The 22627-nt window shown below is 35.1% G+C and carries 14 protein-coding genes and 1 tRNA gene; 2 read left to right on the forward strand and 13 right to left on the reverse strand.

Annotated features, from left to right (window positions below):
* Positions 1-10 precede the first annotated feature (10 nt).
* From HOG71_12675 to HOG71_12695, 5 genes are read right to left on the reverse strand one after another with little or no spacing between them, the layout of a single operon-like run.
* A complete protein-coding gene (locus HOG71_12675; GenBank protein ID MBT5991699.1) occupies positions 11-1348 on the reverse strand; it encodes a saccharopine dehydrogenase in 1338 nt (445 codons plus the stop codon).
* Between the two features lie 39 nt (positions 1349-1387).
* The gene (locus tag HOG71_12680) at positions 1388-1960 is read right to left on the reverse strand and encodes a tetratricopeptide repeat protein (GenBank protein MBT5991700.1); all 573 of its coding nucleotides are present in this window, start codon (positions 1958-1960) and stop codon (positions 1388-1390) included.
* 12 nt (positions 1961-1972) lie between these two features.
* A complete protein-coding gene (locus HOG71_12685; GenBank protein MBT5991701.1) occupies positions 1973-2833 on the reverse strand; it encodes a ChaN family lipoprotein in 861 nt (286 codons plus the stop codon).
* Positions 2820-4271: an O-antigen ligase family protein gene (locus HOG71_12690; protein ID MBT5991702.1), complete on the reverse strand. Its 1452-nt coding sequence runs from the start codon at positions 4269-4271 to the stop codon at positions 2820-2822. Before HOG71_12690 ends, HOG71_12685 begins: the two co-directional genes overlap by 14 nt.
* Before the next feature lie 14 nt (positions 4272-4285).
* Positions 4286-5305, reverse strand: coding sequence for a hypothetical protein (locus tag HOG71_12695; GenBank protein ID MBT5991703.1), 1020 nt, complete (start codon positions 5303-5305; stop codon positions 4286-4288).
* 231 nt (positions 5306-5536) lie between these two features.
* On the opposite strand from HOG71_12695, the gene HOG71_12700 reads away from it, so the two are divergent.
* The gene (locus HOG71_12700) at positions 5537-6658 is read left to right on the forward strand and encodes a glycosyltransferase family 4 protein (protein ID MBT5991704.1); all 1122 of its coding nucleotides are present in this window, start codon (positions 5537-5539) and stop codon (positions 6656-6658) included.
* Positions 6659-6738: 80 nt separating this feature from the next.
* Positions 6739-7200, forward strand: coding sequence for an IS200/IS605 family transposase (gene tnpA, locus HOG71_12705; GenBank protein MBT5991705.1), 462 nt, complete (start codon positions 6739-6741; stop codon positions 7198-7200).
* A gap of 573 nt (positions 7201-7773) precedes the next feature.
* Here tnpA and HOG71_12710 read toward each other — a convergent pair.
* The 8 genes from HOG71_12710 to HOG71_12745 all read right to left on the reverse strand — a co-directional run bounded on the left by HOG71_12710 (position 7774) and on the right by HOG71_12745 (position 22489).
* A complete protein-coding gene (locus HOG71_12710) occupies positions 7774-8778 on the reverse strand; it encodes a hypothetical protein (GenBank protein MBT5991706.1) in 1005 nt (334 codons plus the stop codon).
* Between the two features lie 4 nt (positions 8779-8782).
* Positions 8783-10525, reverse strand: a complete 1743-nt coding sequence (gene aspS / locus HOG71_12715) for an aspartate--tRNA ligase (protein ID MBT5991707.1) — start codon at positions 10523-10525, stop codon at positions 8783-8785.
* 70 nt (positions 10526-10595) lie between these two features.
* Positions 10596-12680, reverse strand: a complete 2085-nt coding sequence (locus HOG71_12720) for a ComEC family competence protein (GenBank protein ID MBT5991708.1) — start codon at positions 12678-12680, stop codon at positions 10596-10598.
* Positions 12681-12821: 141 nt separating this feature from the next.
* On the reverse strand, positions 12822-17831 hold the full coding sequence (locus HOG71_12725; GenBank protein ID MBT5991709.1) for a PKD domain-containing protein: 5010 nt from the start codon (positions 17829-17831) through the stop codon (positions 12822-12824).
* A gap of 39 nt (positions 17832-17870) precedes the next feature.
* Positions 17871-19175, reverse strand: a complete 1305-nt coding sequence (locus HOG71_12730) for a T9SS type B sorting domain-containing protein (protein MBT5991710.1) — start codon at positions 19173-19175, stop codon at positions 17871-17873.
* Positions 19175-19723, reverse strand: coding sequence for an RNA polymerase sigma factor (locus tag HOG71_12735; protein ID MBT5991711.1), 549 nt, complete (start codon positions 19721-19723; stop codon positions 19175-19177). Before HOG71_12735 ends, HOG71_12730 begins: the two co-directional genes overlap by 1 nt.
* A gap of 419 nt (positions 19724-20142) precedes the next feature.
* Positions 20143-22278 carry an elongation factor G gene (locus HOG71_12740; GenBank protein ID MBT5991712.1) on the reverse strand — a complete coding sequence of 712 codons (2136 nt, stop codon included), beginning with the start codon at positions 22276-22278 and terminating at the stop codon, positions 20143-20145.
* Between the two features lie 141 nt (positions 22279-22419).
* Positions 22420-22489, reverse strand: a tRNA-Phe gene (locus tag HOG71_12745).
* Between the last annotated feature and the right edge of the window lie 138 nt (positions 22490-22627).

Below are 22627 nucleotides of genomic sequence, written 5' to 3' on the forward strand. Positions count from 1 at the left end.
AATTATACCACTAAATTGTCCGAATGCTGTGTTCTTTGCAATCAAATTCCTCATGCATCCGTATACCCATTGTTTCTAATTCATCTAATACCGGATTATAAATTTCTGGAATGTTTGGAATAAAAACACCTTTTAACTTGATTTTTCCTTCTAGAATCATTCTCACCGAAATGGCTGCTGGCAATGCAACTGTTCTTGCAACAGCAGTATTCTTATCATCACCAAACTCCTTTAAAGTAGCCTTAATAAAACGTATGTCACCATCAGAAGCCTTGTATTTGAAACAATGCATCATAACAATCATATCCTTTTCTGACTTGTTGAGAATCATTTTACTGATCATCAAATCAGCAGAAATATCAAACCAGCTATTTGTATTTTTATTGATAGGCTGATTACTAAAATATCCAGCATAATCTATAGCTACAATAACATTGGATGTCACATCTATTCCCAGATAAGCTGCCAAATCTAATTTCAGTTTATCTGTATTTTTAACACCCATTTGCTCTGCGAGCAGATCTGCATATGTTTTGCCTGCTATTTCAACAATTTCTTCCGAAAATAAATCCAACTTTTTCATAGAATCAATAATCGCACTCCAGCCCGGATAACGAATGGTTCCTCTCATTACGGTTGTAGCCTCAGAAACTCCATACAAATCAATGTACTCCAGAGAATTTCTATTGGGATATACTTCCAAAGATCCAACTCCCTTAAAATCAATTATTCTCAAATCTTGAAATAGTTTTTTTGCACTTACTTCAATAATCTTGTTTTCCACTTTATAGGTAGCCGGGTTTTTCCCAGCTAACAACACACCTCTGGGACTCCACGAAAAACGATATTTAAATGGATTATTAATCGCCTCAGGAGCAGGTAGAGCGCCACAGAATGAATAGAAATCAATTATCTCACCACCATCATCATGGATTTTATCAATCAAACGCATTGCACTCATATGGTCGATACCCGGATCAACACCCACCTCATTTAGCATAATGATTCCAGCTTCTTTAACTTGTGCTTCCATTTCCTTCATGATAGGTTTCAAATAGGAAGTGGTAACCATGTTTTTTTTAAGCTTTATACAAATCTTTAATATTTTAGGGTGATAAGCAAAGGGCAATAAGGATACTACTAAATCGACTTTAGAAGCCAGTTTCTCAATCGATTCTTCATCATTAGCATCTATTTGCTTGGCTTTTCCATTTGGATGATTGTCTATTATTTTGATTGCTTTCGAAATATCAACATCGGCCAGAGTAATAGCAAATGAATGATCCAATAAATACTTTACCATTGGGCTTGCTACCATACCAGCACCCAAAATCAGGACTTCCTGCATAATTTTTAATAATTAATAGTTGTGTTGTTGTGTTGTTGCTTACTCCTCAATACTTTTCGCTACTTCAATGGGAATATCCGCATTGATTGAATCAATGTTGAGTGTATTAAATAGCTCCTCATCAGTTAGATTTAGTTTTTCTAATAAAATTTGGGCTTGCCAAGTAAACTCGTGATTTGGAAATTTCTCAATTAAAAGAGAATAATATTTTTCTGCATTTTCAAAATCCCCCAATTTGGTTTTGTACAAATCAGCAAGAATAAAATAAGTATAGGGAACATAAGCGCTTTCAGGATAGTTTTCTTGAATGAGTTTATACTTTTCAATGGCTTTTTCCGTATCAGCCAATAAACCAGTATAAATATTCCCTAACTGAATTAAATAATGGGGCGCTAATGAATCATCAGCATACTCCAAAACGAAAAGTTCATATTTTTCAGACAGAATCTTCCCTGCCTGAAAATCTACTTCTCCTGTTTCAAATGATTTTTCAAATTCTATTTGTTGAAGTTTTATTTCCTCAACCAGAGCATTTCGCTCCGCTTGTTTTTTCTTTGAATTACATGAAGAAAAAACAACTAGTATAGTCAGTAATAAAAATAATCTACTCATGATTTTTAGAAATTAATAGGTTTTTGTCATGTCGCCATCTACAACAATAATATAGTCTGCGGTATTAAGATTATCCTCTTTCACGCTGTCAATCGTATCTTGCTCCACTGTAGTAATTGTCATGATTTTAATAGCTGGATTGTACTTTTTCAAATACCATACAATACCTTCGAAATTCTGTGAATGATAAGCACCATTAAAATGAAGAAACAAACTATTTTCCTTCAAGTTTTTATTGATAAAATGAGCCATTGTTGCATCCTTAATTGCTTGAGCTTGTGGCAAATAAGGAAAACCGGGCATCCCTCCACCATGCATCATTCCCTTATAACCAGATAGCTCAGGATCATAAGCTATTGGCAAAGGTGCAATAAACAGTTGGCTATGTTTATCTAAATTAAGCTTTAATGAATCCAATCCATTTTTTGCCACATAAGAGGCATATCTTCTGGGAATATTCGTTGCAATAAAAGGATAATTATTGTCTTTGGCAAAATCTACCAAAGGTTTGTAATCCGTAGAATAGTTTTTCCAAAGATGAGTACCTGATTCAAAGTTTCTGCTAGAAACCATACCATCTAAGTATTCCGATAAAATAATTTGCTGATCGCTTTCGAACATTTCTGCTCCCAAAATAAGCGATTTGCCACTTTTTTCTTTCAATGCCTTAGCTACTTCCAACTGCAACCAATGCCCAATAGCATTGTTATGTAACTCACCAAAGAAAACAACATCTGCTTTTGATGCATCTTCAATCATATTTTTAAACTTTGCTTTTTTACCCTCTTTGTTAAATAGCTTGTAAGCTGGCATATCGGCCTGAACAAAAAGGAGTAATGCTAATACGGGTAATAAATACTTAATTTTTTTCATTTGCTTGAGTTAGTTTATTCGCATGCATATCAATTACAGTTAACATAGCAATGAGCGCCCAAAATGGCACCGAAGCCTTATCTGTATGTAAGAAATTATTCATTACACCATGAGACAGATAGGTAGTTAACGACAACAATATTAGTAAAGTCAGATACTTTATCTGCCTATTATTTGAATTATAAAATATTTTCATTCCATAGGCTATTATCAGAACAACAATAACGATAAAAGATAACATGCCTAAAAAACCAGATTCGGATAATGGCCCAAGGTATTCTGAATGAGCATTGCCTAAAGTTCCAAAATTTGTACTGATAGCTGTTTTTTCACGATCTAATTGAAAGGGCGCATAATTGAACATAAAAGTTCCTGGACCCCATCCTAATAGTGGTTTTTCTTTAAACATTCGAATGGCTGACATCCACCGATTGATTCTTTCGGTATTGCTAACATCTGTTGTAATGTTGGAAATCGATTCAAAATGATCTTTCATATCATCAGAAGATACCGATTCAGTCCTATCCATTTTCATTTGGATTTTACTCCAGTAAGTAAGTGTAGTACCAATAGCTAATAATGCTACTATCATTAGATAAACGAATCGAACCCTTAGAAAAAGAATGATCATGAAAGCAGCTGAAATAATGATGCTAACCCAAGCTGCCCTTGTGTAAGAAAAGATTAAACCTACAATCAGAATAAGAGTAAAAATCCCAGCAAAATATCGCTCAAATCTGCTCAACTTGAATATTTTTGGTGCTATAAAAAATCCAATCATAAAAGGAAGAAGCAAAGCTATTATAGCCCCATAGATCGTATGATCTTTAAAAAATGGATAAGTGACTTTATTCGCCCATTCTTGCGTAAAAAAGTGCTGGGAATGCCTGATCAGGGTATAAATTACTGCAACCACCAGTGTAATTGAAAAAAACCAGATAAACAGCTTCAAGGATTTGTAATTCTTAAAAAGCTCAACACCCATAAAATAAAATACAGCCACATACCAAATTCTTGCTGCTAAAAACTTCAGGGAAACCAATGGAATTGTGCTACTTATGGATGTGATAAGCATCCAAAACAAGTTAAATAATATGGCAATAGTGATTGGATGCTTTAGTAACTCCTTGTTAAACTTTCCTTCAATGAGTACTTTTAAAATATACACAACGGTTAAAACCATTAACAAAGGCTCGGTAGGCAAACTAATAGAAGAGCCAAGCTCAGTTAACTCAAATGTAAAAGACAATGGAGTTAGTAATGACAAAAGAAGTAACAACCAATTAGGTGATACAAAAAGTATATAGACAATTATGCCAACAACAGGCAATAAGGCTAACCAAAACAACTCATGAATGAGTAACAAACTATTGGCAGCAATAAAAACTAAAAATAGTATTGCAGCTAGAATGTTTTTTCGTGAAAGGAAATTTTCCAAAGCCTTTTTAGAAATTACTTTTTCTGTATATGCTTGAAATTCTCAATAAAAATAAAAAGAACTATTGCAAATAGCAATGCAGAGAAAAAGCCTACTATTGTAATGATTGATCTGCGAGGAAAGGCTTTGCGCTCGGCTACTCCTGCTCTTTCTATTATAAATTTATTTGGGACAATGCTTTCTACATCTGCTTTTATCTGCTTGTATTTTGTTCTGAGCTTTACAACTTCTTCTAATTCATATTCTAATTCGCCAGATAACCAAGCTTGTGTTGGGCCATACACGGCTAAAACCTTCAGCTTTTCATCGATCGAACGGAGTGAAGCAGAACTCCCTCTTGAAATGGCATCTGCATAAGCCTGACTTAATGCATCTGATTGTCCCTCAAAATCAAGTACGCCCAATTTTGCCAAAGCATTCAGGGAATCCACAATGCTTTGCACATATGCTTTTTTTTCATTGAAATCCTTTTCCACGATTTTCATTCCATCGTTTGCCCTTTGTTTGAGAATACTATTTCGGATGGTATCCATAATCTCCACAATATCATTGGCAATATTGGCCGCCATCACAGGATCTTCATCTCGAACACTAACTTTAATGGATGTGTATTCCGTTAATGCCGATTTAACATTTTTATGAAACTTAATTCCAAATTTTGTATTCGCATATTTTTCATCAGGATCAATCCCATAATGCTCCATGAGATTATATCTTTTCTTAATTTTTGCACCTATGAGATCTGATTGCAGAATTTGCAATAATTGCTCTGCTTCTTCGCCTTCACCAATAGTCAAAAAATCATTATCACCATATTGATTTTCACTTAATAAACCTTTGGATACTGACATTTGTATTGTTGGATAAAAAATTACATAGGACTCATATTTGGGGGTAATAAATTTAGGACCAGAAAAAATAGCAACAATAATTGCAGCTACTATACTTATTGCAGCTAAATAAAATTTCCATTTCCAGATAAATCTTAAAACTTCTATAAAATCATTCTTCTTCTCGACCATGCGATATATCAATAAAACTAGTTTTAAAAGTACTCAACCGACTTTTATAAGTCGCTTAAGATATTATTTTCAGAGCAAAACAAACGCAAATTTCTTAAAAAAAGCAACAAAACAATAAAAAGAATAAACGATGCCATATTGCTTTTCTTATATGCTGTTGATAACTTTAGAATTAATGAATTTAGGGCAGTCTTAACAAAAGAGTGTATTTTTGTATCATTCTTTTAAATCCACATAAAAATCATGAGAATTGTAGTCAATACACGATTTCTAATCAAAAATAAACTGGAAGGAATTGGTGTGTTTACTGCAGAAACTTTCAAGCGAATTTGTAAAAACAACCCTGATCACGAATTCATTTTTTTATTCGACAGGGCATTTGATGAGGAATATATTTTTGCTCAAAATATAAAAGGAATTGTTTTAAGACCTCCAGCAAGACATCCTTTTTTGTGGTTTTTGTGGTTTGAGTTTTCTGTTCACAGATTTCTTAAACAAGCCAAAGCCGATTTGTTTATTTCATGTGATGGCTATGTAACTCTTCGAACTAAAACAAAAACGCTAGCTATAATTCATGATTTAGCGTTTGAACATTATCCTAAGGATGTTCCATGGATTGCTCGAAAATATTACCGCTACTTCTTTCCGAAATTTGCCTGGAAAGCTGATCGTATTGCAAGCGTTTCTGAATTTAGTAAAAATGACATTTGTGAATGGTATTCGACTGATCCAAACCTTATTGATGTCGTTTACAATGGATCTTCCGATCATTTCAAACCTATTTCAGAAGATCATAAAATAGAAATTCGCAATAGATATACAGACGGGAAGGAATACTTCATTTATATTGGCGCACTACACCAGCGAAAAAATATTGTAAATCTGCTGAAAGCATTTGATCGATTTAGAACAAAATCAGATCAGGATATTAAGCTATTAATTGTTGGGACAAAAGCATGGCGTTTGGCTGAAATGGATCAAGTCTTTGAATCGATGAAATACAAATCAGATGTAATTTTCACTGGTCGATTATCAGATAATGATTTAGCACAAACGCTGGCATCGGCACTTGCTTTGGTCTACATTTCCTATTTTGAGGGTTTTGGAATTCCACTACTCGAAGCCATGAATTGTGATGTTCCCATTATTACTTCTGATCGATCTTCGCTTCCAGAAGTGGCCGGAAACGCAGCATTAATTGTTGATCCATTTGATTTGGATGATATCAGTGAGGCTATGCATAAAATATCCACCAATTCAGAACTTCGAAACTCTTTAATTGAAAAATCTAAAATTCAAAGACAAAAATTTAGCTGGGATAAAACAGCTGAATTGATGTGGGAATCTATATTAAAAACGATATAATTTTTCTGATGGAGAAATGATATTGTAGTGCAATAAATTACGTTTAATAATTCCGCTGGGAATGATAAAAACATATCATCATGGCAAACACATATACTCAAATTCATATTCAAGCTGTATTCGTTGTAAAATATCGTGCATGTTTAATTCAAAATAGCTGGAAAGAAGAATTGTACAGATACATCATAGGTATTATTAAAGAAAATAATCATAAGCCATTAATCATTAATGGAATGCCTGATCACATTCATATTTTGCTTGGTTTACGTCCTGCTCAATCCATATCAGATTTACTAAAAGATATCAAAGGGAGTTCATCAAAATGGATCAATGAAAAAGGATTTCTTCCTGTACAATTTTCATGGCAGGGGGGCTATGGTGCATTTTCATACAGCAAGCAAGATTTACCGAAAGTTATTAAGTACATCAAAAATCAGGAAATTCATCATAAGAAGAAAAGCTTCAATGAAGAATATGTAGAATTACTTCATGAATTTGATATTGAATATGATAATCAATTTCTTTTTAAGCCCTTGATTTAATGTCGTACCTAAAGGTACTTAATGCAACATTAATCTTTTGAGCAACCGGGATATTATCCCTAACGGGATAAACAGAATCTTTAGCATCCACTCGTCAATTACGAAAAATAAAAAGTCCCAAACAAATTCGCCAATATTCCTTGGGAGATAAGACTTGTATCAAAATCATATACTTGTCCTGTAAGGACAGTATATTGGTCATTTCCAAAAAAATCCAAGAATAAGTCCCATAGGGACGGAATATTATACCCTTTTTTCAGCTTAACATGATTACCTGCTACTGTCTCTCTGTAAGATGATTTCGTACCTAAAGGCACTTCCTACAGCATCAATCCTTTGAGCAACCGGAATATTGTCCCTAGCGGGACAAATAGGATCTTTAGTATCCACATAATTACAAATAATCAATAGTCCTATCCCAAATTCGCCAATATTCCTTGGGAGATAAGACTTGTATCAAAATCATTGCTTGTCCTGTAAGGACAGTAAATTGGTTACTCCCAAATAGAACTTAAAAAAATTCCCGTAGGGACGAAATAGTTAATTACTTTTAAATCAATGGATATTAATAAACTACTTGCTTACTAATACAAACATTCCTTCAGCAACAAATTCAAACGCTTCTGGACTTCTTTCATCAAAATAAGCAATTGAAAACCTCAATTTACCTGGTATTTTGGGACATATTTCATATTGCCCGGGTAAATTTGTCCTTCTTATTGTCCCATTTGTAATTGAAATTCTTAACAATGTAGCAGGAACACCTTCTACTTCAATTTGCACCAAAAACCTCCTTTTAAAAACTAAGGTGTCATTGTAAACCTCTTCTCCTATAAAGGTAATCACAGGATTTGCTCCCTGATAATTTAGTGTGCTATTAATACTACTTATATCTCCTCCCTTTATTAAATCAATGACTTTGTTTCTAATATGTAGCTTTTCAATTTGTTGTTTTCCACCAGAACCTTCTGCAAATCCATTGAAATTCCCATAAATGTAAACATTAACATTTTGTGTTAGGATTGTATCTAATCTAAGCCCTAAGTCCGTAATCTCATAAAATAATATTGGGTTGTAATAAGTAAACTCATTTTTATCATCAAGAGGTTCTGTCCAATTCCAATATCCTGCAAATTCTAGGTTTTTGTCATCATCAAGATTAGTGGCTTCTCTTTCAAATGAAGGAACTTGTTCCCTAGACATGACATTATTGTTTTTTATATACAATTTTATTAACCTGCTTTTTGAAGGTGGCTGATGTTCTTCAAAGAGTATTTCGAATTCATTTTCTTCTTTAAGCGGGATTAAATAAACCTCTAGCTTTTCAATATTAAACTCATCTACATTGTCGTAATCATATATAACTATACCATCTCTCAGAATTTCAAGTTTTGTGAACACTCCATATTTCCTGTAAGTCTCAATATCAGATCCTTCAATTGTAAATCCATGACCCAAGTCTAATGTAGGAATATTTTCATTTCGTTGACTTTGAACCTCAGTTTCAGTTTTTACATTATTGCTCTGACAGCTAACAAGAGATGTAATAATGAATAATACAAGTAGCTTTTTTTTCATGATATTATTTCAATTTCAAGCCCAACTCATCCAACTGCTCCTGGGCAATTCGTGAGGGAGATTCTATCATCACATCTCTACCTGAATTGTTTTTTGGAAAAGCAATATAATCTCGAATAGAATCGCTACCACCGAATAATGCACACCAACGGTCAAATCCAAAGGCTATTCCACCATGTGGAGGAGCTCCATATTCAAAAGCATTCATTAAAAAACCAAACTGGTTTTGGGCTTCTTCATCTGTAAAGCCTAATGCTTTAAACATTTGCTTCTGCAATTCCCTATCATGAATCCTGATTGATCCACCACCTATTTCAACACCATTTATAACCAGATCGTATGCATTGGCTCTTACCTTTCCGGGTTCTGTTTCAAGTAATGCAATATCTTCCTCTACAGGAGAGGTAAATGGATGATGCATAGCATGGAATCGTTGACTTCCTTCATCCCATTCCAATAATGGGAAATCAGTTACCCAAAGAGGTTTAAATGTTTTTCTATCTTTAAGGTTCAATCTATCAGCCATTTCCAAGCGAAGCTCAGACATAGCAAATCGAGTTTTGTTCAGATCTCCTGCTAACACCAATATCAAATCACCTGCTTTTGCATCCATTGCTTCTGCCCATGATTTAAGCTGTTCCTGATCATAAAACTTATCTACTGAGGACTTGAAAGTTCCATCTTCATTGCATTTTACATACACCATTCCATTTGCGCCAACTTGTGGTCTACGAACAAATTCAGTTAGCAGATCCAAATCTTTACGGCTATAGTTTCCGCACCCCTTTGCATTTATACCAACAACCAATTCTGCATTATCAAAAACATTGAATCCTTTATTTTTAACAAGTTCATGGAGCTCAACAAAACGCATATCGAAACGGGTATCAGGTTTATCACTTCCATAATATTTCATCGCATCTGCATAGGCTATGCGGTCAAACTCAAGACCTTCGACACCAAGAACTTTGCTAAATAAATGTCTGGCTAATCCTTCAAAAGTTGAAAGAACGTCCTTCAGTTCAACAAAAGCCATTTCACAATCGATTTGTGTAAACTCAGGTTGACGGTCAGCTCGTAAATCTTCATCTCTAAAACAACGCACAATCTGGAAGTATTTATCCATACCACCTACCATTAGCAATTGCTTGAAGGTTTGAGGCGATTGAGGCAAGGCATAAAAGTCATGCACATTCATACGTGAGGGAACAACAAAATCGCGTGCACCCTCTGGTGTAGATTTTATTAAGAATGGTGTCTCAATTTCAATAAAGCCCTGATTGCTTAAATATGTTCTTGTTTCAGTCGACATTTGATGTCGGAGCAACAAATTGTTTTTAACAGGATTCCTGCGAATATCCAAATAACGATATTTCATCCGTATTTCATCGCCTCCATCCGTTTTATCTTCGATAGTAAAAGGAGGTAGTTTGGATTTATTTAAAACACGTATTGAATCCACTATGATTTCAATTTCACCAGTTGGCATTTTGAGGTTTTTATTGCTTCTTTCAGCAACAACACCATCAATGCTAATCACATCTTCTCTATTTAGTTTTCTGGCTTGCTGACACAAATCAGCATTGGTTTCCATATTAAAAACCAGCTGAGTAATTCCATAACGATCTCTCAAATCAACAAAGGTCATTCCTCCTAAATCACGGGATTTTTGCACCCAACCACTCAGCTTTACTATTTGCCCAATGTGCTCAACATTCAATTCCCCACAAGTGTGTGTTCTATACATTTTTCTTCATATTTATTCGAGCTCGAATTTCTGCAATTTCAGCCAAACTATTCCATCCATACTGAAATAATCATTCAATTATAATAGCTGCACCTGATTTAAGGTCTGAATAATTCAATTCCGTTTCCTTCAACAAACTTAGAATTGCATTTCGTTTTTTGTATTTGAGTGATTGATCCAATACAATCAGGTCAGGCTTAAACACTTCTTCCAACTTTTGAAAATCAATATAATGCTTCCCATAAAGAATCAGCTTATTACAATCAATTTTCTCATCGCTGGCATATTCAATTTCTCCATTATATAAAATAAGTTTTTGATTCATGAATTGGATGAAACTTCTATTAATATACAAACGATCTGAATTATATTGACTCCCAATAGTCAGATTCGTCACATTTGCAGACTTAACCCCATGTCGCCATAAATCTCTGAAGGTGTTGTATTTTCTTAATTCATAATTCGAGAGAATGGCCGAATCACCTAAAAAGGTGACCGACTTCCCATCAAAAAAGCCAATTAATGTGCTATTGGGAATTGCATAAATTACTATTCGTTGATTGGTGTGGTTGCGCACATTCCAGATGCTAAAAATACTTACAAATACAAAAATTGATAGTAAACTAAAATAAAGGTAAACTTTGTGCTTATTGATTAGAAATAATGCTGATGAGAATATGATAACATAAACAATAATCATCATTTCAGCGCTGATATATACCTCTTCAATCAATCCTTTTGGCCAATCTCTGATTAACAAAATAGCCTTATTTAAGGTTGTAATAATTTGATCTAAAGCCAATACCAAATACTTACTAATAAATACCAAACCTATTGCTTCAAATATCAGATAAGCAAAACCTACATAAATAATTATACTTGCAGCAGGAATAACAATAAGGTTGGATATTAGAAAGTAAACGGGAAATATTGTAAAATAAAACAAGGCTAGCGGAAAGGTTGCCAACTGTGCAGAAAGTGAAACAGTTGTAAGCGCCCATATTTTGTCGCCTAACCAGAATCTCTTCCAATCAAGCCATTTGTAAAATCGAGGTTGGAAAAAGACAATTCCAAATACAGCAGCATAAGAAAGTTGAAAACCCACCTGAGTTACTAAATATGGGTTTAAAATCAACAGGAATATTGCTGACGTAATTAATGAGCTATAAATATTGGGCGCTCTTCTTAAATGTTTTCCAATAATGACAAAGGAGAACATAGAACAAGCACGTAAAACCGAAGGAGACAAGCCCGTTATGACAGCATAGGTCCAAAGTAGGCTTAGATTAATTATCAGATAAAGCCATTTGCCATTGGGCCTTTTACGCAAGCCTTTAAACATGAAACTAAAAACAATAAAGATGATACCCACATGCAAGCCTGAAACAGCCAGCACATGCATGGCTCCGGTGCTGGCAAAGGATTCCTTGACCTCATCACTAAGCTCTGCTTTGTATCCAACTAATAAAGCCGTTGCAATTGCACTCTCGTCTTTTCCACTAATGTTTTCTTCAAGTAAGTTGACTATGGAAATTCGTAAATCGTAAATATATTTTAATAAAAAGAAACCTTTGTTTGAGGAAGTTTGTGTCCATTTGGTATTTTCTAAAAATGCCTGATGATAAATCTGTTTGTATGATAAGAATCTTTTAAAATCAAATTGCCCTGGATTTTTAGGTTCCTCAACCAATTGAGCATTATTTGAACATACCAATATATCGCCATACCTGATTTCTGCAGCTAGACTATCTTTTCGGATATAGGTTAACAGCTTTCCAGTGCTTGATTGAATATGACTGGAGTCGCAAACACTTATTACTTTGCAAAGCATTTTATAGGTGTTCTCTTTTTCTTCTGGAGTTTCCTTTACTTTTAGAATTAAAAAGGAATCATGCTTAGCAAGATGAGAAAAGTGCTTATTAAAGGCTATTTGATTTGTTGAAATAGTCAGCAATAAGGAAGCTGAAAATATGGCTGTATGCATTAAAATTCCCTGAACAATTCGGAATCTAAAGGTTAAGGAGATTCTAATTTTATTAATAAGTAAGCTAATTGCTATAGAAAAAAACAGTATCAGTAAACAAGCAAAAATTGGAAACTGAGGAAATACAATAGCCAGTAGTATTCCCGCTAAAAAAGGAATTATTGCCCGCATAACAGGCACTTTCTCCCATGCATTCCTGTAATAATTCAAATTGAAGATCAGGTATTAGAACTTCAAGTTACAGAAATTTTTACATAAAAAAAGGCTGGCTCTAAAATAGAACCAGCCTGTAAATTATTGGATAATACTGTTTTATCTAAGTACAGTAACTGTACCTGAACGACTCTTGAACTCTTCTCCTCTTAATTGGTAGTTCAATGTCCAGTAATATGTACCGTCAGCACAGCGGTTTCCAGTATTAGTCATCAAGCCATTCCAATGAACTGCAGGATCGTCTGACTCAAATACTTTTTCACCCCATCTGTTGAACACCTGTACTTCCCAGAAAGTAACACCATGTGGAACATCATAAGTACCTTGAGGATCTTTGAAATTCAACTCATCGTTAATTCCGTCACCATTAGGAGTCATGATATTCGGGAAGCCAACAGAAACCTCAAATGTATTATTGATTACAACACATGAAGTATCTAAACATCCATTCAGACCCGGAGTTTCAATCCATGCCCACAAGCATACTGTATATTCTCCTTTATAATCTTCAAAGTCGAACACATAAACATCTTGCGACTGCGTTAGGTATGACTCATCAAATACATGACCTTCTTCAGATGTTCCAGTAACCGTCCACTCGTAATGAGTGGCACCTTTTGCACTATTTTCAAAGGTGAATACCGGCATTGAATTATCTTTGACAGCCATTACAGCATCTGTTTTCATAACACGCACTGGCAGAGTCTTGATTTTATCAGGACAAGACAAACTATCAGGATGAATTTTAGCATCTATTTCAACACTATAGGTTGTATCGTATGAAGTAGCACCCGTTGTAAATATATGCGTTACAGTTTCTCCTTGCTTATGTGCAGAATATCCTGATCCATCTCCAAAGTTCCAAATGATATCATCAAATTGAACTGCAGAACTATCTATATAAGTAGCTACATCTCCATCACAAAGTATTGTATCTCCGCCAAAAGCAGAAGCTTTAACAGGCATAACCACTACCGTAAAGAAGGTATCTTCCGGATTATCTGTCCTGGCATAATTTGCCGTACAATCTCCCCAATATCCTGGAGGAGGTGTTGGATAGAATACTTTTGCGGTTGCATTTAGATAAATATTATACGTACCTGGTTTTGTATACTGGATAGCAAATTGATGGTTTGCTGGTCGGCTAGTGTCTGCCATAATGGTATTATCACCTTTCACAAACTGCCAGTCAGTAGTTGAACCAGATGAATCCAGAACAACAATAAACTCTCCAGCACAAATGGTATCGTTATAACGCTTCTCACCATTTTTGTAGAGCCAGAACTTAGGCTGTGGCCCTGTAATATTTATGTAAGCTGGTTTTGTAATCGTATCGACACAACCGTTTAGCATACGCACAATAAGCGTAACATCATAAGTACCGTTAGTAATATAAGTATGTGTAGGTGACTTAATATATGAAATTGAGTTACTACCTCTGTCATCATGGAAACTCCATGTCCAGTAAACAACACTATCAACCATGGTACTGTCGATAATTTGTCCGTTTTTATCAAACACATAGGTGTAGTTATTCAACGACATTGACAAATCAACGAATTTAACTGGTTGAGGAGCACAAACAGCTGGAGCATTGATTGTATCGAAATCAGCAACAACACCCATCACTTTAACATATGCTTTCCTCTCCAAATCCTGAACACATCCATTACTGTCTGTTGTTCTCATGGTAATCGTATAATCACCGGGCTTATTAAATACCCAGAAAATAGTATCAGTTAGCATGGCATTGGTATGCCATCCTGTACCGTCTCCGAAATCCCACTCTACACGCTCAGGAACAGAAGGAGCTACAGGAACACCTGCTCTTGTACCAAACATAGCATCATTGGTTGGTGGGCCTATAATACCTGTAGTATTGGCGGGGTCAACCCAAAACTCATTTGGATTTAAATCTGGCTCAAATGGAGTTTGCTTAATCCAGAAATAACGCACGTCATGCGTAAATATAACGGTATCTCCACCACCTTCATAACAAATTATGCGATCATCAGCTTCAAAGTTAGAATAGTGTCCTACAACTATTCGTGCAGCACTACCGGTTGCACAACCATACACATTCTTTATTGTAGATGTTACACGGTATTTACCGGGAACATTCAAACTCCAATCATGCTCAATATCAGTTAAATGTGGAGCTCCATCCTGCTTCATATAAAATGAATCAGTTAATGTAAGCTGAGGGAATGTATCAGCAGGGAAATATCCTCTTGCAGCAAAATCAGCCCACTCTATTGGATCAACTTTTTTATTTCGTGTAAAATCAGGATACATAAAACAGCCGAAATAAATCTTTTTCTTCGGATTAAATGGATCGATAGTAAATGAATCCTTGTGACACATCCACCAAATAGTATCCGGTTTGGTTATTTGACAACTGTCTTCCATATGTACAGAAGGCCATAATGGTGAGGCTCCCGGGAAGTATTTGTCGACAAAGAATCTAAAATCAACAATACCAACCTGATCGGTATCGCCAACCGTTAATATAGATTGTAAATTAGGACATAAACGCAGATGCTGGTTAGCAGCATAATCCATCGGCAAATATTTACCTGTGGCTGCATTATAATTATATGGATCATTAATGTTGAATGCATTATTTAAATCGGCAATATACTTATAGTCATGGTAGAAAAATGTATCAAAACAATCACCAGTTTTGATGATTAAACCGATTGTTTTCCAACCACCATCACCATATATCCACTGATTACCCATCATCATAAAGGTAATTTCATCAACCCATGCACAATCATACTGTGTGTGATTTTCTATAGATTCACGAACACCATCTCCATCAATATCCAATTTGGTTTGATCTGTACAGATAGCAGTTGGTGTACCACAACCTCCAAATCCATTTGATACTGAGTCAAAAACCATCCACCATGTTTGACGTGCACAAGATGGAAGTGTCTCATTAAAAGAAGGAACTTGAGGATAGTTAATTCCTACGCAGGGTGTACCATTCAATATAACACCTCTTCGCCCTAATGCTGGAGGAGTTGATAATTGTTTGGCCCAATCCATTGCTGGAACATCCTTTTTCCACATACCAAATTTTGCTACTTCCCAACCTGCATCAGGTGCTTCCATAACAATATTAACACTGGCTTCACTCACACAATTTGTGACTGTATCTGTAACTGATAATGTTACACTATAACATCCATCTTCTTTGTAAAGATGCCAAGGCTGTATTTCTGTAGAAAACTGACAATTAATATTGGGAACAGCTTCTGTTGAGGTACAAGGATCTCCATCAGCAAAACTCCACAAATACTGCATACTATCACTAGCCCATGGATAGGACGGATTGTAGCAATTATCGAATTTCATATCAGGATTTGCACCAGCACCTGTGCGCATGGCAAAAACAGGGAAATACAATAATGGATTATCATCAATGGCATAATACCATCTATATTTTATTGAATTATTTGTAAATCTAACGTAGTTAGGTCCAGAGCAATCATGCTTAAACAAGTCCGTGTCATGCATAGTCTGAATGTTAGCTCCTCCCGATTTAGGGAAGTAAACAGTCTCAAATTGCACACCTGGAGGAATATTATTCCCCGGATTCCACGTTTGTACAGTCGAATCAACTACAACATCATAAATATAGGTTGTACTGATAGGAGGTGAAAGCATGGGGAAATCACGTGAAACTAAATGCGGACTTCCAGCCGGACAAGGATGTGGCTTATAATTATCTGCAAAATTTGCAGAGTCAAGCAAACTATTACAAAATGAATCAACCTGACCTATTACTAGCGGAGCTTTAGCTGATCTGATCACATAATCAACCGGATCACCAGCAGGGTTCCAACAAGTACTTGACATGGTATGCCAGAATGAAACAGGAATAGGCTTGGCCTGTAACTGATCGTTTGCTGGGAAAGCAGGAGGAGGAGGCATGTTGATCATTGCCTGAGGTCCTAATAAAGGAATGTAGGTACAGAATGTTGTATCTCGAATACAGTTTGGCTCCCAAATTTTCAAACTAATATGATAAACACCAGGTGCTGTATAATGGTGACATGGCTCCCATTCCTCATCATTTGTATTTAACAACATAGATGGAGGATCATCAAAGTTCCATAACCAATAATATGCATTTCTTCTGGGTTTTTGAGCGAAACACAGGCTATTATCTTGCCAGCACTGTGGAGGATTAGATTTTTGAACAATATCGAAATAGTAGAAAATATTTTTAGCTCCGGAAAACTTTTTAAGACTGTCGACACAACCATGACAGGTTCGAACAGTTAAAGTTGGATTAAAAGTTCCATCTTTTTTATAAATATGAACAAACGAAGGCTTTCCCCAAAGGGTATCGCTATCGGATGTGATGACAGTACCATCACCAAAATCCCAAGTCCACTCGGTAATACATTTTCCGACAGTATCCATGGTGTTTTTGAATGTAACTGGTGTTTCAGGACAACCAATTTGAAAATGAGTTTCAAATTTTGGATTCAGTTTAGGAAGAACCGTAATACTGGTTGTTTTCATCGAAGTATCCCAACAACCATTTGTATCGGTAACCGTCAAAATAATGGTATACGTTCCATCATGTGTATACGACCAACAAGGATGCTGTGTTGTACTGGAGTCTCCTGAACCAAAATCCCATAAATAGGTTTGGATTGGTGCAGAATTAAAAACGCCCGGTAGAGAATTGTCCTTAAAGCAGAAACTATTCTGCTCAAAACACATAATTTTCTCAAGTGGAAGTATTAAATCTGCTTTCGGATTGTCATAAATAGTTATGGTTAAACAACTAGGACCACATTTGATAGATCCATCAGAATTGAAAAGGGTAACACAGGCATTAAATGTCCCAAATGTATCGTAAATATAGTTTACGGTACTGGTAGGCTGAACACTACTGTCGCCATTACCAAATGACCATTTAATAGAGCTGAAAGTTGTCGTAGCAGGAATAGAGAAATTAATTGAACTTCCCCGACATGCTGTGATTTTGTCAGCTTTTAATGTACATTGTGCTTGTGCATAACTGCCCATAAGGCTAAGCAAAAACACCCCTAGTACTAAATTCCGGATTTTCTTAAACTTTTTCATAACTATCGAATTTGATTTCAAATTTATAAAATTATATCTTTATCTCGTTAAATAAATAGTTCCAGATTTCTTTTCCGAAACTAATTGTCCTTTATATTTATAGGTAAGCATATAGTAATAGTTACCCTCAAGACATTCTTTGCCAGTTTTCATATCTTTTCCATCCCATTTTTGATTCGGATCGGAAGCGTTAAATAATATGTTTCCACTCCTATCAATTATAGTTAATTGGAATATTTCTGTGTTTTCAAGGCTAATGTAATAATAATCGTTTTTGCCATCACCATTTGGTGTAAAGTAATTGGGTGGATAAACTTTCTCATTTTCAGTAACAATATCAATATATTTTGATAGATCATTCGAACAGCCTTCTTTTGTTTTAACTGTTAAAATAACCATGTAATTTCCTGATGAAGTATATTGATGAACAGGTGAGTTTTCATTTGAATTATTGCCATCACCAAAAGACCAGATTGATGTACTTATATTGCTCGATAAATTTTCGAAATTTATGGTTTTTGAATCGCTATTCTCATAACTAAATTCAGCCTGAGGTAATTCAAAAACTCTTATTCTTTGCTTTCTACTTACTTCTTGTACATTATCTGTGCAAACAATCTCCACAAAATAATCGCCTGATTTATTAAATTTATGTGAAATTTCACCATTGATAATTTGCTTTTTCTGATTCGGCAGTAACACATAAACACGCATTCCCATACTACTTGCTGGTTGGTAGAATGACACTTTAAGAACTTCTCCAAGGCAAATAAATGTATCTGAAAAGCTGACATCAGCAACTTTAAGTAAATCTTCTTGACTGTTTGAACAAATGGTGACAGTTGGAGGGTTATCAGATACGACATCTTTTTTCTCAATGCCGCTACTAGAAGCAATAGAACTACTAGCTGTTGATGATTTTTCTATAATAGAATTATCTTTTAGTTCAGATTTTTCAGAAATAATAATTTCTTGCTTTGCCTCTTGATTATAATTCGTGCTTTGATCTTCAGGGATATCTATGGATACTTGATCTTCAATAAATAATTCTGTTTTGTTAATCTCTTCTATTACTGCTGATTCGATATCATTTTCAGGTTTTGACGTAAGAAGGAAAATAGCCGTAGTCACAACAGCAACTCCAGCAATACCAAATCCAATAGTTTTTAACCCTACTCCTTGCATACCACTCATGCCTGTTGAAGGCTGTGGCGTACTGATGTTAGATTCAATCCTACTCCAATCAGCATCCATATTTGCTTCAGGAATATTTGGATTAAAATCTTTTAGTCCTTTATTAAAGGCTTCAAATAATGGGTCAGTATGTTGAATTTTATCTGGCATTATTTAAATAGTTCGTTTACCATGCCTTGAAGCATTTGCTTTGCTTTGAACAATTGTGATTTGGAGGTACCTTCATTAATTCCCAATTCGCGTGCAATATCCTTATGAGAATATCCTTCAATTACATACATATTAAAAATAGTACGGTAACCATTCGGTAATTTTTGAACGCATTTTAACAAATCTTCTTTTTCAAGACTTGCATAGACATCAGCTTTAGTGCTTATGTTTTCGTTATTTTCGAGATCAATTTTATCAGGCTCACTAACCGTTTTGCGATATCTGTCAATGGCCGTATTGATCATAATGCGTTTTATCCAGCTGCTAAGGTTCCCTTCAAATTTAAACTTGGCAATATTGTTAAATACTTTGATATAGCCTTCCTGCAAAATTTCTTTTGCGTTGTCCTGATCGTTGGTATATCTTAAGCAAATGGCAAACATTAAATTATAGTATTTTTTAAACAATCTTTTTTGAGCTAATGAATCTCCTTTAAGGCAAGCTTCAATAAGTTTTTTATCTTCGTTATTGAGCTTTTTTTCATTCATTTTCCCTTTCTGTTTTTGTAGACGTAGACTTGATTAAGTAAGTTGCCTGCGCAGTTGCTTTTTTTTGATATTATTTTCAGTTCTAAAGATACAAACCTGAGTTCGGGATAAGAAATAAATAACAGAGAGCAAATAGGGGATAAGATTTGAAGAAGAAATTTTGAAGTTATAACTGGTTATTTCAAGAGATTTCTTTTTTAAAGTTTGTGCTCTATTTGCTCTCCCTTTGGGCTTCATGAGGTTTCCCATACACATTCCCAGATTTTATTGAATTATCACGATAGTCCTGAAAAATCTGGATTGTCTATGAAAAACCTCAAGAAGCTGTAAATATTTGTTATCCCGAACTCAGGTTACAAGCTTAACTAAAACAAAAAACCCACTTAAATAAGTGGGTTTTCAAATGTATTAATGAAAATTTAATCTTCTTCATTTTTACTTTCTTCGTACTCTTTCAATAATCTATCCTGAACATCTGGTGGTACTTGCTGATATTCTACATATTTCATTGAGTAAGAAGCTCTTCCATTTGTAATGGAGCTTAAAGTTGTTGAATATTTATTCATATCGGCTAATGGCACATTAGCTTTAACCTTCTGATATATACCTTCCCCTTCCATACCCAGGATCATTCCTCTTCGTCCCTGAATATCAGTAATAACATCTCCCATTCTTTCTTCAGGTACAACAACTTCTACCAAATAAATAGGTTCAAGTAATTTGGGTCCAGCATTTTTGAATCCTCTTGCAAACGCATGTTTCCCTGCTAATTTAAATGAAATTTCATTTGAATCGACAGGATGCATCTTTCCGTCATAGGCCGTTACACGAATATCACGAGCATAAGATCCTGTTAACGGACCTTCTTCCATTTTCTCCATGATACCTTTCAGAACAGCTGGTAAATAACGAGTGTCGATTACTCCACCAACAATACCATTGATAAAAACAAGCTTTCCACCCCAAGGTAAAGTAATTTCTTCTTTTCCACGAACGTTATACTTATCTTTAGGTGGATCAGGCATACCTTCTACAAATGGTTCAATCATTAGGTATACTTCACCAAATTGTCCAGATCCTCCTGATTGTTTTTTATGTTTATAGTCAGATAGTGTTTGCTTTGTGATTGTTTCACGATAGGAAATTCTTGGAGGGAAAAACTCCACAGGAATTTTTTGTTCTGTTTCCAAATGCCATTTGGCAATATTAATGTGCAATTCCCCTTGACCATGAATCAACATTTGTTTCAATTCTTTCGAATACTCAAATATAATGGTTGGGTCAGCTACATTCATTTTCAAAAGATAAGCAGCTAGTTTTTCATCATCTGAATTATTAATTGCTTTAACTGCTGTTCTGATTTTTGGTTCTGGAAAATCAATAGGTGAAGCAACAACTGATGATCCTTTTGCATTGAGGGTATTGTTTGTTTTGGTATTCTTCATTTTAATGGTAGCAAACAAATCACCGGCACAAGCTTTATTTACCTTTTCTCTTTTCTTACCAGCTATCATATATAACTGACTGATTCTTTCTTTAGAACCTGTCTGTACATTTTCAAAATCAACTCCTTCTGTTACATCTCCGGTTACTACCTTCATAAAGGAAACCTCACCTAAATGCTCTTCAAAAGCTGTTTTATAAACAAATACAGATGCAGGTTTTGAACCTTCACATACGATATCTTCACCCTGATCAGATTTCATTGGATTCTCATCTGGGGATGGAATAACATTAATGATGAATTCCATTAAACGAGTAATTCCAATGTGGTTTTTGGCTGAAGTACAAAATACAGGGAAAATGTCACGATTTATCAGTCCAAGTTTAATACCTGACCTCATTTCATCTTCATTGAGTGTTCCTTTGTCGAAAAACAATTCCATGAGGGCATCGTCATTCTCTGCTGCAGCTTCAACTAATGCATTTTGCAATTCTTCAGCTTTTTCTTTTTCTTCAGATGGGATATCCAGAATCTCAGGTTTTCCTCCACCAACAGGATATTTATACAATTTCATTGTAATAACATCAATAATAGAGTCGAATCCTTTTCCAGCATTGTAAGGGTATTGTACTACAATAACTTTATTTCCGAAAAAGTCTTTAGCCTCTTTCACCAAATCATCGAACTCAGCTTTTTCATGATCCAGATGATTTGCGACCAATACAATAGGTTGTTTATATTTTGCTGCGTGTCTCCACGAAAGTTCTGTACCGACCTCAATACCATTGTTGGTATTCATGAGTAGCAAACTCACATCTGCAACTTTCATCGAAGCAATGGCTTCACCAACAAAATCATCAAAACCCGGATTATCAATAAAATTAATTTTGCGATCATTGTATTCTGCAAATAAAACTGTTGAATAAACAGAGTTTAATCTTTCATGCTCAATAGGCTTGTAATCGGATGTTGTATTCTTACTTTCAACATTGCCTTTTCTGTCAATCACGCCACCTTCGAAGAGCATACACTCAGCTAAGGTCGTTTTGCCCGAACCTGGTCCACCCATAAGTGAAACATTCCTAATCTCTTTGGTCTGATAAACTCTCATCCTATTTAATTATTAAGTATCTAAAAAAGTGCGTAAAAATAACAATTTAAAAATGCTAAGGTACACATTTAGTGAAAAAAAATAAGATGGGGAGAAATGAGATAGTCCTAAATAACAAAACCCCACTATTGTGGGGCTTTGTGGTGAAAGGCAGAATCGAACTGCCGACACAAGGATTTTCAGTCCTTTGCTCTACCAACTGAGCTACTCCTGACTTCGTCAATGCGCCACCCAATTTAAAACAAAAACAATTTAGCTAATTGTTTTTGTTTTTCAGTGAGCAGTAAAACTTTCTCTATAGTTTCTTCAGAGTTAGGAACAGTCACTTTAATCGTACATATCGTTTTTG

The sequence above is a fragment of the Bacteroidota bacterium genome, from assembly GCA_018698135.1.
In the GTDB taxonomy this organism is placed as follows: Bacteria; Bacteroidota; Bacteroidia; order CAILMK01; family JAAYUY01; genus JABINZ01.

Coding starts and splice junctions, on each gene's coding strand:
- HOG71_12675 (MBT5991699.1), bottom strand. CDS start 1,348: ATGCAGGAAGTCCTGATTTTGGGTGCTGGTATGGTAGCAAGCCCAATG.
- HOG71_12680 (MBT5991700.1), bottom strand. CDS start 1,960: ATGAGTAGATTATTTTTATTACTGACTATACTAGTTGTTTTTTCTTCA.
- HOG71_12685 (MBT5991701.1), bottom strand. CDS start 2,833: ATGAAAAAAATTAAGTATTTATTACCCGTATTAGCATTACTCCTTTTT.
- HOG71_12700 (MBT5991704.1), top strand. CDS start 5,537: ATGAGAATTGTAGTCAATACACGATTTCTAATCAAAAATAAACTGGAA.
- tnpA (MBT5991705.1), top strand. CDS start 6,739: ATGGCAAACACATATACTCAAATTCATATTCAAGCTGTATTCGTTGTA.
- HOG71_12710 (MBT5991706.1), bottom strand. CDS start 8,778: ATGAAAAAAAAGCTACTTGTATTATTCATTATTACATCTCTTGTTAGC.
- aspS (MBT5991707.1), bottom strand. CDS start 10,525: ATGTATAGAACACACACTTGTGGGGAATTGAATGTTGAGCACATTGGG.
- HOG71_12720 (MBT5991708.1), bottom strand. CDS start 12,680: ATGCGGGCAATAATTCCTTTTTTAGCGGGAATACTACTGGCTATTGTA.
- HOG71_12725 (MBT5991709.1), bottom strand. CDS start 17,831: ATGAAAAAGTTTAAGAAAATCCGGAATTTAGTACTAGGGGTGTTTTTG.
- HOG71_12730 (MBT5991710.1), bottom strand. CDS start 19,175: ATGCCAGATAAAATTCAACATACTGACCCATTATTTGAAGCCTTTAAT.
- HOG71_12735 (MBT5991711.1), bottom strand. CDS start 19,723: ATGAATGAAAAAAAGCTCAATAACGAAGATAAAAAACTTATTGAAGCT.
- HOG71_12740 (MBT5991712.1), bottom strand. CDS start 22,278: ATGAGAGTTTATCAGACCAAAGAGATTAGGAATGTTTCACTTATGGGT.